Origin of the sequence: Coleofasciculus sp. A1-SPW-01 (assembly GCF_040217205.1) — a bacterium.
Lineage (GTDB): Bacteria > Cyanobacteriota > Cyanobacteriia > Cyanobacteriales > Coleofasciculaceae > Coleofasciculus > Coleofasciculus chthonoplastes_A.
The window spans coordinates 16282-30329 of sequence record NZ_JAVJNP010000227.1; the positions used below are offsets into that span (position 1 = coordinate 16282).

Annotated in this window: 9 protein-coding genes; 5 read left to right on the forward strand and 4 right to left on the reverse strand. The window is 46.1% G+C overall.

Going from position 1 to position 14048, the window contains the following annotated elements; genetic code table 11:
* Positions 1-886 precede the first annotated feature (886 nt).
* Complete coding sequence (locus tag RH949_RS32015; protein ID WP_446358899.1) at positions 887-4939, forward strand: amino acid adenylation domain-containing protein; 4053 nt, start codon at positions 887-889, stop codon at positions 4937-4939.
* Between the two features lie 130 nt (positions 4940-5069).
* Here the strand turns inward: RH949_RS32015 and RH949_RS32020 are convergent, their stop codons facing one another.
* Complete coding sequence (locus tag RH949_RS32020) at positions 5070-8786, reverse strand: N-6 DNA methylase (RefSeq protein ID WP_446358901.1); 3717 nt, start codon at positions 8784-8786, stop codon at positions 5070-5072.
* A gap of 310 nt (positions 8787-9096) precedes the next feature.
* On the opposite strand from RH949_RS32020, the gene ndhC reads away from it, so the two are divergent.
* Genes ndhC through RH949_RS32035 form a run of 3 tightly spaced genes read left to right on the forward strand, consistent with a single transcriptional unit; the run spans position 9097 to position 10728 of the window.
* Complete coding sequence (gene ndhC / locus RH949_RS32025) at positions 9097-9459, forward strand: photosynthetic/respiratory NAD(P)H-quinone oxidoreductase subunit C (RefSeq protein WP_044209505.1); 363 nt, start codon at positions 9097-9099, stop codon at positions 9457-9459.
* On the forward strand, positions 9456-10199 hold the full coding sequence (locus RH949_RS32030; RefSeq protein ID WP_006103763.1) for an NADH dehydrogenase subunit K: 744 nt from the start codon (positions 9456-9458) through the stop codon (positions 10197-10199). Before ndhC ends, RH949_RS32030 begins: the two co-directional genes overlap by 4 nt.
* Complete coding sequence (locus RH949_RS32035) at positions 10192-10728, forward strand: NAD(P)H-quinone oxidoreductase subunit J (protein WP_006103872.1); 537 nt, start codon at positions 10192-10194, stop codon at positions 10726-10728. The genes RH949_RS32030 and RH949_RS32035 overlap by 8 nt, the downstream gene beginning before the upstream one ends.
* A gap of 121 nt (positions 10729-10849) precedes the next feature.
* Here the strand turns inward: RH949_RS32035 and RH949_RS32040 are convergent, their stop codons facing one another.
* Together RH949_RS32040 and RH949_RS32045 are read right to left on the reverse strand one after the other, a co-directional pair.
* Positions 10850-11035, reverse strand: coding sequence for a hypothetical protein (locus RH949_RS32040; protein ID WP_006103859.1), 186 nt, complete (start codon positions 11033-11035; stop codon positions 10850-10852).
* Positions 11036-11279: 244 nt separating this feature from the next.
* The gene (locus tag RH949_RS32045) at positions 11280-11540 is read right to left on the reverse strand and encodes a hypothetical protein (protein WP_006103785.1); all 261 of its coding nucleotides are present in this window, start codon (positions 11538-11540) and stop codon (positions 11280-11282) included.
* A 315-nt stretch (positions 11541-11855) separates the two neighbouring features.
* Between RH949_RS32045 and RH949_RS32050 the strand changes: the two genes are divergently transcribed.
* Positions 11856-12401 carry a DUF2854 domain-containing protein gene (locus RH949_RS32050; protein WP_044209510.1) on the forward strand — a complete coding sequence of 182 codons (546 nt, stop codon included), beginning with the start codon at positions 11856-11858 and terminating at the stop codon, positions 12399-12401.
* Positions 12402-12513: 112 nt separating this feature from the next.
* On the opposite strand, the gene RH949_RS32055 is transcribed toward RH949_RS32050, so the two are convergent.
* Positions 12514-13761: a cation:proton antiporter domain-containing protein gene (locus RH949_RS32055; protein ID WP_006103779.1), complete on the reverse strand. Its 1248-nt coding sequence runs from the start codon at positions 13759-13761 to the stop codon at positions 12514-12516.
* Between the last annotated feature and the right edge of the window lie 287 nt (positions 13762-14048).

Genomic DNA, 14048 nt, shown 5'->3' on the forward strand with positions numbered 1-14048 from the left:
ATCTACCTTTTAGAAAAAGGTAGATTCTATGAAACTTTCATTCCATATATCCCAGGTGAAAGTTAGGGTACTGGTAGAGATTTGCCATGGCACGTCTGGGAGATAGGGGAGTCGGGGCGGGTTTAGTCGCATCTGGGTGAGAGAACAAACGATAGTAGTGAAACCCGCCCCTACACAATTCCCTGTATCTGGTTGTGATGTAGAGACGCCAACCTAGTGCAAGAAGGCAGAAATAACGCCAGCAGCTAATATCTCCCCCCGCTTCCCCTGCTCCCTCTGCTCCCCCAGCTTCATCGTATCTACGAAGCTGCTCAAGTATTTTTGCATAACAGCTTAGGGTGTCTCTATTTGTTTGAGAAACATTATTGTTTATTTCATTTATTCTATTTTTGTTAAGTTAAGATACATTATTGACGCCAGTGGATCACTATACCCTCAAGCGCTAAAAACTTCATCAAGAATTGATGTTCATTTTTAAAGACTTAGTAAAGTTTGCCTCATCTTGTTGATCAGAGGAGAGGATTAGAATATTATACGAAAAGCGAAAATACAAGTAATACGACTGTATTACAGGCTACAAAAGCCGACTCACTCAACCGTGACAGATACTCTATCCCTCTGGTATCGCTATGGCAGAAGAAATTGATGACGTCTTGAGACCACTGTCTAGGAAATTCAACAGTTTATGTCATGCTCTAGTGATTTGACGATGTAATTGATCAACCAAATTGCTGAATTAAATTAGGGCAAGGGAAATAAGTAGGTGACACTAAAAAAATTGACCCCTCTATCAAATAAAACAACAGCGAATAGCTAGATTTTTAGTGGTGTATCACCGAATTACCCCTCAAAAAAGACCACTGTAAACCTGTTTCAAGGGGAAATTATGATAGAGCGTTCCTTTCAATCATCATTAGAAATTGAGCAATTCCACGGTGTTCCTGATACAAGCAAAAAACGTGAATTACAGCAGCGACTTGAACAATTAAATCAAACCCAAACCTACTATCCCGCCGATTACTGTATTCATCAGTTAATTGAACAAGCAGAGCGTCGCACACCAGACAAAATCGCGATACGGTTTGACGGGCAAACCCTAACCTATCGGGAGTTGAACCGCCGCGCTAACCAGGTTGCCCACTACTTACAAACGCTACAAGTCAGACCCGATGTATTGGTGGGGATATGTCTAGAGCGATCGCTCGATATGGTCGTTGGTTTATTGGGGATTCTCAAAGCTGGAGGTGCTTATGTTCCCCTCGATCCCGCCTATCCTCAAGAACGATTAGCCCTGATGATTGAGGATTCCCAAGTCACCGTTCTCGTCACCGAACAAGACCAACTGATAAGATTACCCGACACCCAAGCCCAAGTGGTTTGCTTAGATAGCGATCGACAGACCATTACCAAACATAGTCCAGAGAATTTAGACAGTGGCGTCACGCCCGACCATTTAGCCTACACCATCTATACCTCCGGCTCAACCGGGAAACCCAAAGGCGTCCAAGTGCTGCATCGGGGGGTGGTCAATTTCCTCACCTCAATGAGTATCGCCCCTGGACTCACCCCCAATGACACCCTGCTGGCTGTCACCACCATCTGCTTCGATATCGCCGGATTGGAACTGTATTTACCCTTAATCGTTGGCGCTGATATTGTCTTAGTCACGCGAGATGTCGCCGCTGATGCAACTCAGTTAAGCCCCGTTTTGCAAGAATCCGGGGCTACCGTCATGCAAGCCACCCCCGCCACTTGGCGGATGCTGTTAGCCGCAAATTGGCAGGGAAATCCCCAACTTAAAATTCTCTGTGGGGGAGAACCCATGTCTCGTGAATTGGCGCGTCAACTCCTAGAACGCAGTGCTTCCCTGTGGAATATGTACGGACCGACGGAAACCACAATCTGGTCAACCGTGCATCACGTAGAATCGGCGGACAAGACTATTCCCATCGGTCGCCCCATTGCCAATACCCAAATTTATCTAGCTCATCCTGAGCAAAACTCATCAGACCCGATTAAATTTGTCCCCGTAGAAGAACCGGGAGAATTACTAATTGGTGGCGTTGGTTTAGCACGAGGCTATCTTAACCGACCTGACTTAACTGATGAACGATTTATTCCCGATCCCTTTAGTCCAGAACCCGGTGCCCGTCTCTATCGCACTGGAGACTTAGCCCGGTACTTACCTGATGGGACTCTGGAATGCTTAGGTCGCTTGGATCATCAGGTGAAAATTCGCGGTTTTCGGATTGAACTGGGTGAGATTGAATCCGCCCTCTATCAACATCCGGGTATCCGAGACGCGGTGGTTGTCGCCCGTGATGACAGTTCGGGCGAAAAGCGCTTAGTTGCCTATCTCGTCAGTGATTTAGACGTTGAAAATGTTCCCCTAGAAACAACGTGTTGGGTGGCGTGTGAGGGGAATCCAGAAATTGAATTAACCACCAGCAATTTCTCAGTCAATAGTATTCGTTTGCTTCATGCTCCCACCTCCTGGCGAAACGGTCAATCCTTGACGCTGCGCTGTCAGTTTCCGGGTGTCTCCGATGCACTTCAACTCACCGGAACCATCGCTACAAAAGCCCTGGAATGGGTCGATGTTTGCCTAGACACCACCTCCAGCCAACGGACAGGTTTACGTCAGAGTATCAAGCACATCGCTCAAACCCAAGGATTAGTCGTTCATGACTTGCGCCGCCAAGAACCCCGCACTCCCCTAACAATTAATTGTCTGGCGGAATTGGAGTCCGGAGAAAAAGTCCCAGTAATGACGCAAAATATCAGCCAAGAGGGGATTTGCTTAAAGGCAACAACGGCTAATCCCTGGCAAATCGATCAACGCCTATTACTCCGATTACAATTACCCGGAGGTGAAACCCCGTTATGGTTGCAAGGTCATATTGTCTGGCAGTTTGAAGACTATGTTGGCGTCAAGTTTGATACCACAACCAGCCAGAAGGCGAAACTCCATCGCAGCTTAGGTAATTTGCGGACAGAACCCCGTATTCCCCTCCAGATAAAAGGTATGGCGGAATTTGAATCGGGTCAACAAGTGGAAATAATCACGCAAAACTTCAGCCGCAACGGGATTAGCTTAAAGGCGCTGACTCCTACATTTTGGCACAACAACCAACCCGTACTTTTGCGGGTAAAACTGCCAGGAGTGGACAATCTCTTGTGGCTGCAAGGCACTGTAGCTTGGCACGCTGAGGAAAATGCTGGGGTGATTTTTGAGACGACAGCTACCCAGCAGGAGCAAATCTATCAAAGCCTTGAGCATATCGTCAAAACTCAAGGATTGTCGCTGGCACAGTTGCGATCGTTCCTGAGTGATAAGTTACCTACTTATATGGTGCCCTCCACCTTTGTGCTACTGGATAGCCTGCCCCTAACACCCAACCGTAAAGTCGATCGCAAGGCGTTACCTGACCCCAACCAAGCGCAACAGGTAGCTCAGGATACGTTTGTCGCACCGCGCACACCCGTTGAACAGGAGTTAGCCCAAATCTGGGCAACTGTATTAGATGTTGAGCGCGTCGGTGTGTATGACAACTTCTTTGAACTAGGGGGACATTCGCTGCTGACGGCGCAACTGTTATCGCAAGTGCGAGAACAATTCCAGGTGGAGTTACCGTTGTTTGCTCTATTTGAAGCACCTACAGTGGCGGAACTAGCTCAAACGATTACCGCTAAGACTGAGGTTGATCCGTCTCACCCTGAAGGGGATGGGACAACGGTGACGGGTACAATCGCGGTCACGAATTTAGTCAACGATGCGGTTTTGGATGAGACGATTTATCCAGAAAAGCCTTATCGTCAACCGGACACGGCACCGGAAAAGATTTTGATCACAGGCGCGTCAGGTTTTCTCGGCGCGTTTTTATTGCGGGAATTACTCCAGCATACGAATGCTACCGTCTATTGCTTAGTCCGTGCCAAAACGCTGGAGGCGGGACAGCAAAAAATTGCCGCGAGTTTCAACCGTTATTTACTTTCATCAGATAAGTTGGAGTCGCGGGTTGTGCCTGTGTTGGGTGATTTAGCGCAACCTCGATTAGGACTATCGGAGTCGCAGTACGAAGCGTTAACCCACGAAATTGACTGCATCTATCATAATGGGGCATTTGTCAACTTAATTTATCCCTACAGCGCCTTGCGATCGGCTAATGTCCTGGGGACTCAGGAAATTCTCAAATTAGCCAGTAAAACCAAGGTCAAACCCGTTCACTTTGTCTCGACGCTGGATGTGTTTCAATCGCCGCGCTATGCTCAGATGTCGGTGATTTTAGAACAGGATGAGTTGGAGTCAGGGGATGACCTGTCTGACGGTTATGCTCAAAGTAAATGGGTGGGTGAGAAGTTAGTTAAACAGGCACACGCACGGGGGATTCCGGCGTCGATTTACCGACCGGGTATGATTACCGGACATAGCCAAACCGGGGCGTCTCAACAGGGGGATTTGATTGACCGATTAATTAAAGGGTTGATTCAATTGGGGAGTGCGCCGGAGTTGGACTTAAATCTGAGCTTGACTCCTGTAGATTATGTGTCTAAAGCGATGATCCATCTGTCCCAGCAACCGGATTTATGCGGTCAAGCCTTTCACTTGGTCAGTCCGGAGATGGTGTCCTTACGGCAACTGGTGGACGAAATTCGGGCTATTGGTCATCCGATTGAATGGATGGATTATTCTACCTGGCAAGACAAGCTGGTTCAGGTTGCCCGTTCCCAGCCTGATAATGCGTTGAGTCCGTTGGTGTTCCTGTTTACTCAATGGGTGGGTGAAAACCAACGCCCCTATCTGGAAACGGCGGCTTTAGTCTCTCAGGCGTTTGACTCCCAGAATACGTTAGCGGGTTTAGCTGGAACGAACATTGTTTGTCCGTCAGTTAATAGCCAGGTGATTCGGGCTTATCTTGCTTATAACCAATTGGTGTGAATCATCTATAGCAGTAAACACATCGATTAAGACTTCCGGCACCATTGTAGAGACGCGCCATGGCGCGTCTCTACATAAATGATGTATCCTAACCGCTATGGCGGTTGCTATAACTCGCCCTCCTACTGGGTTATTCTTCCTCTGGTTCAGTTGTATCCGTTGTCTCAGCTTCCTCATCAGTTTTTGCTCCACTCTCCAAGATGCGCTGTCGGTCTGTTGGATCGGTGATGTCGTAGAGATTCAGAACTTTTTCGTCAATTTCTGCGTCAATTTGGTCAACTTCATCCAGTAGGGTTTGAATAGTTTGGCGTTTTTGGTCTTCCCAAGCAAAGAAAGCGTTGAGGTCACTTTCTTCTTCTGGAATCTGTGCTTGGTTTTTGATCTCGTCCCAGGTTTTACCCTGCCATTGAGGAACTTTTAGGTAGCCCAACAGATAGCGACGGATATTCTCATCCGGGATTTCAAACCAGAGTTTATTGTTACGCAACACTACACTGGTTGGATATTTGGGTGGAATAAAGACGTTACTGCTGATGGTTTCTTGCAGGTTGCACTTTTCGGGAATGCTAAACAACTGTGCGGCTCTGGCATCAAAAAAATTCAGGGTTGAAAAGTTGGGGTTTTGCTGTTGAATTTCGCTCAAGAGGCGATCATAGGGAATTGCGATCAGGGTGTTACCGTCCCGTTGGCGTTTGATGGTGTAACCCTGTTCTCGCAGTTGGTTGAGTTGGGTGTTTTTGGCGAGGATGCGATCAACCAGTTCAATAAATGCTGCTTGTGTATCAGAATCTGCCGGATAGATGGGTAGCTGGCGAAAGTAAGAGGGATTTATATGAACATTGTCAATTCGTCTTGCAAACCAGTAATTTAATAATGATGAGTTAAAAAGAGCAAGAATATACTTTAAATTATATTTAGTATCTTTAGCAATTATATTGCTAAAATTATGACGATTATAAAATTTTCGCTCATCAAAAGTTGCTACCAAACGTCTTATCAACGCTCGGTTTCTCATGTCTTGAACCAGTAGCTTAGGAGACTCAAAGTATTTTTGTTCACGCGGACGCTGAAGCCAATTTCCATATTTTAGGAATGGTTGTACATTTCCCCAACGCAATTCATACCGACCAATGAAACTACTTCCATCAAGTAATGGCTTCCAATTTGTTTCATCAGATGGAACATATCTACGAGATTTGATGTAAGGATTAGCTTTTCCTTCAGACTTGGTTTTGTATGGGATAATGCCTTGAGTACTTTCTGTTATATCATCAAGCCGTAGTATATTCGTAGCACCGCCATTGTTTTGAACAGGAACATAGCAAGCTTCTTCAATTTTTTGCATCAATAAATCATAGCGGATATCAAATTCGTACTTAGAATCATCCATCCAGCGTGTTTGTGGCTGTGTCAATACTTCAGCCCAATCTCTCGTTGTAAGTTTGTCCAAAGTATCACGTATGCCTAATAGGTTGATCTGCACTTTTTGATTTCTACGAGATTTCTCATCATCTTCCTCATTTAGAAACAAGAGTACACAATCTACATTTGCATCCGCCCAAATTCCTTGAGGCAAATCTACAATTTGATAAATTCCTCCTACGTTCAGTAGTTCTCTCCGTAAGGCAGCACTATTTATACCCATAAGATAGGTGTTGGGCGTGATAAAGCCAAAACTTCCATTCTTGGCAAGCAATTCTGTTCCAAGCTTTAAGAAGAAGATATAAGTATCAGGTTTACCGTAAAATACATCAGCATAATCAGCCCGAAGAGTATTTTTGTAGGCATCACTCAGCTTTGCCCCATAGGGGGGATTGGCAACTACAAACGCAAATCCATTGGCATAGGATGTATTAGGAGAACGGCTTTTAATTTGGTCTACTTGGTCGCTTTCCTCTGCAATCAGCGTATTAAACAACGCAAAGCGATAAGTTCCAGCCGGACGAGCCAGAGCATCTACATTGTAAATATGAAAACGTTTGATTGGTTGCTGCTGCTGCTTTTTATATGCCAGTTTCACCAGATCTAGGACTTGAATTAGTAAATTTACCTCTGCCAGATAACAAGCAAATGGATTTAGGTCAAAACCAAACAAATTGGCTTGTACCCGTTCCAATACAGTAACTGGATCATCATTATTCTTGTAAGCCGACACTAACCGTTTTGCTGCCGCCACCAAGAATGAACCACTCCCACACGCCGGATCTATCAAGCGTTTATTCTTGCCAATAATTCCCGCACCCGATATATATCCCACTTCATCCAGAATGTAATTGACAATTTCGGGAGGTGTGTAATACTGCCCTTTTTCCTTCTTCTCTTTGCGGCTGACATAAGTGTTGTAGACCGTCCCGACAATGTCCGAATCCACCCCAGCAAAGTTAAAGCGGCTGAGTTGGTACAGTGTCATAATCAACTGTTGCTCATTCAACTGATACCAGTTAAACAGTTCCCGTCCAGTAAAAAAGTGAGCATAAATATTTTGGGCGTTGTTATACGCCATATCCAGCAACGGACTGTAAGGATTGCCTGTCGCAAAGATCCAATAGCGTTTAATCGTTTCCTGCCATTGCTTCATCCCCCCATCTGACACAAACCGATGGGCAACCCGATCCTCGCCTTGAAACAGTTCCTTATCTTCACAAACTCGAATTAACAGCAGCCTGATAAACACCACATACGCCGCCTGCAATGCAAACTCATCTCGTCGTTGGTCTTCACTCAATCCACCAAGCATGGTTTCTTGCACCAAAGCCGTCCAAACCGTGTAATCATCAAATACACGAATATTTGCTTGATAGGTTTGGCGCAGAGTTGCCTGTCGCTGATGCCAACCAAAGACCATATTGGCATAGGAAACTAACACATCATGGAGCGGTGTATAATCCTTTTCTAAAGACGATGGAGTTTTTGGCGGTTTGGCTTTATCCGCGTGTTTACGCTGAAATGCCTGATTTAGCACCCCAAGCACCTGATCAAACAACTCCTTGGGGCTGATAAATGCCCTAGCATCCTGTTCGAGCCGCATCAGCATTGCTTGAATCGCGGCTTGCTCCTCTGCACTCAGACCTACCAAGCTTTGAATACCCGCTAAACTAGACAACACCCGTTCCCGCAACTGTTGAATCTCTTGTGTCGCCGATTCAATAGCATCATCCGTCAATCGATTGGCTTTATTCAGGTATTCATCATGTAAGGTTAGGTGATGATTCAGCGATCGCCGCGCATCCCCCTTAAGCTCCTCCACCAACGACTGCAACGACTCCACCAAAATCGGCTCATTCCCACCACCATTGCCAAGGGGTAACGCCCGTTGCTGCCACTCCTCCAGATCGATCGCCAGTTCATCCTTTAACCGATCCAGACTGGTAAATGCTTCTTTACCGAACAGATCAAATACATCTCGTAATGCTCTTGTCGTATTATCAGCAAGGCTTGCGGCTCCTCCCTGATTCCATTCCCGAATCGCAGTGGGAAGATCCAAATCAACAATGCATCTAGGCTGACTTGGATTGGAAAATTCCCAAACCATAAACTGTCTACCATTTGTCAGCCATCCGAACCGCAACCCACGTATATAACCCCGTAACTGCGATAGATGACTGTTCGGATCATTCAGATCCAGGGTCAGCGTCAGCGATGTATTTTTGTCCTCCACAATAAAACAAGTGCCGTACACCGGATCGCTTGGAGCAAAATCAGGACGACTACTTTGTTTCTGCTGGTTATAAGCTTGCTCCCCTGGTGCAAAACCCAGTAACTCAAGCAAAGGACTGATAATAGCGTTGTCCACAATAGAGGCTTCATCTCCTCTGCGTTGAGCATCTGGGCGATTTATGTAGCTCAAAAAATCAGCTTCTCTTTTGAAGCTCTTTTGGAATATACCAAAAAAGGCGTGTAGGAACTCGTCAAACATCGGTAGCTCAGTCATAGCTTGTCAATTATAACCAGGTAAGCCTACACTGTCGAAGTGCCAACCAAACAGGCGATCACATTGATAGGTGGTTAATCTATACACACCATAAACGCGATCGCGGAAATCTCATCGTCTCGGAAAAACTTGACCGACTTCAATTTGCAGACAACCCACGACCCTTATAATGGGTAAAAGAATGTAAAGAAGTAATAACGACAAGATTTAGGGACACTTACCTATTGTGTTTGTTCTTAGCGGCTACGAATATTTCCTAGGGTTCTTACTGGCAAGCAGTTTAGTCCCCGTCCTAGCGCTGGCAGCCTCAAAGCTGCTGCGACCCAGCATCCGCTCCCCCGAACGCCGGACGACTTATGAATCTGGCATGGAACCGATTGGGGGCGCTTGGATTCAGTTCAATATCCGGTACTATATGTTTGCCCTGGTCTTCGTGATTTTCGATGTAGAGACCGTGTTTCTCTATCCTTGGGCAGTCGCCTTCAATCAGCTAGGACTACTAGCGTTTATCGAAGCACTCATCTTTATTGCAATTCTTGTCGTTGCTCTCGTTTACGCTTGGCGCAAAGGAGCTTTGGAATGGTCATGAATACAGATACAGCAAACGCTGCTTCCCAACAGCAGCAACCCAAAGAGAAAATTATTAATCCCATCAGTCGTCCTCAGGTGACGCAAAACCTCTCAGAAAACGTGATTTTGACGACAGTAGACGATCTCTACAACTGGGCTAGGCTTTCCAGCCTGTGGCCCATGATGTATGGCACCGCCTGCTGTTTCATTGAATTTGCGGCGATGATTGGGTCTCGGTTCGACTTTGACCGATTTGGATTGGTGCCCCGTTGTAGTCCCCGACAAGCGGATTTGATTATTACTGCTGGCACGATCACGATGAAAATGACACCAGCGCTAGTACGTCTGTATGAGCAAATGCCAGAACCTAAATATGTGATGGCGATGGGGGCTTGTACGATTACTGGGGGGATGTTCAGCGTCGATTCACCAACCGCCGTGCGGGGTGTGGATAAGTTGATTCCCGTGGATGTTTACATTCCTGGTTGTCCACCCCGTCCCGAAGCGATTATGGATGCGATCGTTAAACTTCGCAAGAAGGTGGCAAATGAGTCTATCCAGGAACGGGCAACTCTGAGTCCAACCCACCGCTATTACAGCACCACTCATAGCATGAAGGTTGTACCCGATATTCTCACAGGTCAATACTTGCGGTCTGAAAATCGCCACACTCCACCGAAGGAGTTAACCGAAGCGATGGGAATGCCGGTTCCCCCCGCACTGAAGTCTTCTCAACAGCAGGAGGTCAATCGTGGCTGAAGAAGAGTCCAAAGAACAGACCCAAGAAAATACGGAAGAATCCCCACTCGCTGAGACAGGAGAAGTCCACGGCTGGCTGAAGGAAAACGGGTTTGAAACCGAGTTAATGGAACCGGATCACCTGGGAATTGAGGTGATTAAGGTACAACCAGAGGTCTTGATTCCCGTTGCCACGGCTCTGTATGCTTATGGGTTTAACTACCTGCAATGTCAAGGGGGTTATGATGTCGGTCCTGGCGAAGAGTTGGTCAGCTTCTACCATTTAATTAAGATCAGCGATGATGCTGAGCAACCTGAAGAAGTCCGGGTGAAGGTATTTCTACCACGAGAGAATCCCAGCGTGCCATCTGTCTATTGGATTTGGAAGAGTGCTGACTGGCAAGAACGGGAAACCTACGATATGTTCGGCATTGTCTATGAAGGACATCCCAACTTGAAGCGGATTTTGATGCCGGAAGATTGGGTAGGCTGGCCCCTGCGGAAGGATTATATCTCGCCTGACTTCTATGAATTGCAGGATGCTTATTAATTTGAGCAACTCCTTCCAATCTTAAAAAGTAGTGCGAGCATCTTGCTCGCCTACTTTTTAACAAGAGTAAGTCAAGTCAGACAATAATTATTACAGGTAGCTTTTCGATCCAAATAATTGGTTAAAGATTACTGCTTGATTCAGGAAATGTTCGCTTAAATTCCTCAATTAAATCGTCTAGTTCTTCGAGGGCTTGATTAACATCGATTCTCAGAGTACCTAAATTCGGTTCCTCTAACAGTTTGACGAGAAACTCTCGCTTACTCTCAATGACAGTTATGCGATCTCGCATCGCTTGTGAGTCCATAATTCCTATCCTTTAGTTTCGCTATTTTTCTACATTGGCAAACCAACAATGATATAAGGTGAGGCGTTTCCTCAACCCAGGCATATCAACGATCTGTGGAGAGGTACACCTAGAAAATAGATCGATTTCCTGGGTAGTACATCTGCCACAACTAAATATTAACATGCTGTTGTTTTATCCTTCCCATAAGCAAGGAATAAGTTTCCAGGATTTCAGTTGATGATTCACTTACTGAATGGGTATCCTAGCTGAGGAAAGGAGGACGTTTGGATTTAGTCGGTTTATTTTTAATCACTTCGGCAATAAATCGCTTTAATGCCTTTTCTCGATTTTTCATAAACGCTGACCAAAAGCCGGGATAAAATTCATCCATGGTTTTTGCCAACGCCCAAACATCAACAGCCAGAATATTATTTAGGGTTTCATCCTCACGCTTTAACGAATCAAGCTGATCGCGAAAACGGTGGTTTTTGGAGGATGCTTGTTGCTTTTTTTCTTGAATCATTTTAAAAAATGCTGCAATAGAGACAACAGCAGACTAAACAAAACTGGGCTTATAAAAACTGTTTACATACCATGCTACAGAGAAGGTTGGACTTCTGCCGACACAGCGATCGCGCTACGAGAGAGCGAATTTGCCTAGTATAACGAAGACAATACGACGTTGACGCTTTTGCCTTTGCTCCCCTAGAGCAATTCAGGCAAGATCCACAAGATCCAAGAGCTAAAACGTGGATGTTCTGCACCCGATCATTTCCCATGCCACCCCTTGACCCGATAATAAAGCTAAAGTGATTGTTGTGTAGATAGTTAAATGAAGATGTTACGTAAAATTTCCTTGGGAACGGTAGGATTGTGGGTTGGGGGAGTACTGACCATCATCGGCTTTGTAGCTTATGCCACCGAGAACGCGACCTTAAATTTAGTGGGATTTTTCTACGGCGTCCCCATCTTACTGGGTGGTTTTGCCCTGAAAGCCGCCGAACTCAAGCCTGTACCTTTAAGTCAACCCACACCACCGGACGTGTTACAACAGCGACAGCAGACAGCTACTCCCATTCAAAACCAAATTCGCCAAGATGTGATGCGTTATCGTTACGGTCAAGACGCTCATTTAGATAGCTCCCTGGAAAGTTTGGGTCTCTCACCTAGCGATGAGGAACGACCAGACCTCAATAGTTTACGAGAAACTGTAGTGGATGGTGCTTACACGTTAGTACTGGAATTTTACTCGCCGCTGATTCCCTTTGAAACATGGGAACAAAAGCGGGAAAAAATAGAAAAATTCTTTGGTCCGAATATCCGAGTTGAATTGAGCCAACCTGAAGAAGACCAGGTTGATGTGGCGTTGATTGCTGCACCTTAACGTTGGTATGTTCTTGTGGAACACCTTCCAGACGTGCCATGGCACGTCTCTACATGGCTTCCCCATCTCCCCCATCTCCCCCTCACCTCACCACTTATTCAGCAGACCCTACTTAGTGAGCCTCAGAGGTTTGGCGATTCTGATGTTTAAAGCCATAGAGTTGGCTCAAAGGCGTGGCACTAATACTATGGGCGAGGATAGAGGCAAAAATTAGCAAGCTACTAACTACCCAAACCTGGTGATTACCCGTGAGGCGCAGCGCTAGATGAGAGTAGTAAAGAGCCGCAACGCCAATGGGACCAAACCAACCCACGAACAGAGGATCTGAGACACCGTGCAGGCGCTTAATCAAAGGACTGAGAGCCAGGATTGCGGGGAGGCGGCGCAAGAACAAGACGGCTACCACTAGCAGTAAGCCTTTCCAGCCCAGTTGTAGCCAGTCTTGCCAGGGCATGACCAAACCCAATAACAGGAAAATGGGTAGAGTAAAGAAGCGATCCACAGCTTCTTGGATACCCTCTTCCTCAGTTCTTTCCTGAGTATTCACGAGTCCATCAAAGACTAATCCGGTTATAAAAACGGCTAGAATACCATCGCTACCCAGTAACTTTGCTGCCCCCAATGCCAGAAGTGAAAGGGCAACTGTATAAGCGAGAATCGACTTTTTCTCAATTAAGCCCTTCTTTTCAGACCAGACTAATAATCGACCCGCAGTATAGCCCAACAATACAGCCACCAAAATAGCGACACCGATTTCCCAAAGTAGGGTGTGCAGCACCCAATGGGAAAGAGCAACTCCAGGCGATCGCGTCAGGAGTAGAATAGGCAGATAAACTATCGGATACGCTAACCCATCATTCAAGCCTGATTCACTGGAGATAAGGTGACGTAAACGTCCAGGAATATTTTCCTCAGCAATGACCCCCGTAACAATATCCGTAGAGACAACCGGATCAGTCGGTGTTATCACTGCCCCAATTAACATCGCTACCCCAAAAGGCAGACCCAATAACCACCAGACCAGTAAACCACTACTCAACCACATCAGGGGCATGACTAGCCCCAGTACTACCACTAAAGACTTCCAGTGTCGGGGAACATATCCTTTAGGTATACGTAGGGCGACACCCATTAAACCAATGGCAAGGGTTAAACGGGCGGCTTCCTCAATCAAAAGCTCTTGATTGCCCCACCAGCCTGTTATATCAAGCCACCCCAGAATATGTGGACTCATCAGAATACCCAACAGCAGCGCAATCGTCGAGTCGGAAAAATACATCCGCCGCAGTGGTTTAGAGAGTAGCCCCACAGCTACAACCAGTGCGGCGATGGCGGTTAGAGCGATGTTTAACTGATTCATGATCAGTAAGATAGTGCGGGTTTACAGGGATTTACCGATTTCTTAGTCAATAAATCCTTTGACTAAATTGCCATAAACACTTGAACCATACAGCAGTTTGCTCTGCTATGCGGTACATTGTCGATCCCCCTAAATCCCCCTTAAAAAGCTATGCATTACTCACATCTTTCTTAACAATTCAGAAGGCTGGACATATCTAGGTTTCAACCTAATGACGTTACATTTATTAATAGGCTCCCTCGGTAGTCCCTGATCCATCGTCAACGTCAGAATACGGCACACTGATA

Bases quoted from the DNA above. Each gene is read 5' to 3' on its own strand.
- RH949_RS32050 (WP_044209510.1), top strand. From the start codon at position 11,856: ATGTTACGTAAAATTTCCTTGGGAACGGTAGGATTGTGGGTTGGGGGA.
- RH949_RS32045 (WP_006103785.1), bottom strand. From the start codon at position 11,540: ATGATTCAAGAAAAAAAGCAACAAGCATCCTCCAAAAACCACCGTTTT.
- RH949_RS32030 (WP_006103763.1), top strand. From the start codon at position 9,456: ATGAATACAGATACAGCAAACGCTGCTTCCCAACAGCAGCAACCCAAA.
- RH949_RS32040 (WP_006103859.1), bottom strand. From the start codon at position 11,035: ATGGACTCACAAGCGATGCGAGATCGCATAACTGTCATTGAGAGTAAG.
- RH949_RS32015 (WP_446358899.1), top strand. From the start codon at position 887: ATGATAGAGCGTTCCTTTCAATCATCATTAGAAATTGAGCAATTCCAC.
- RH949_RS32055 (WP_006103779.1), bottom strand. From the start codon at position 13,761: ATGAATCAGTTAAACATCGCTCTAACCGCCATCGCCGCACTGGTTGTA.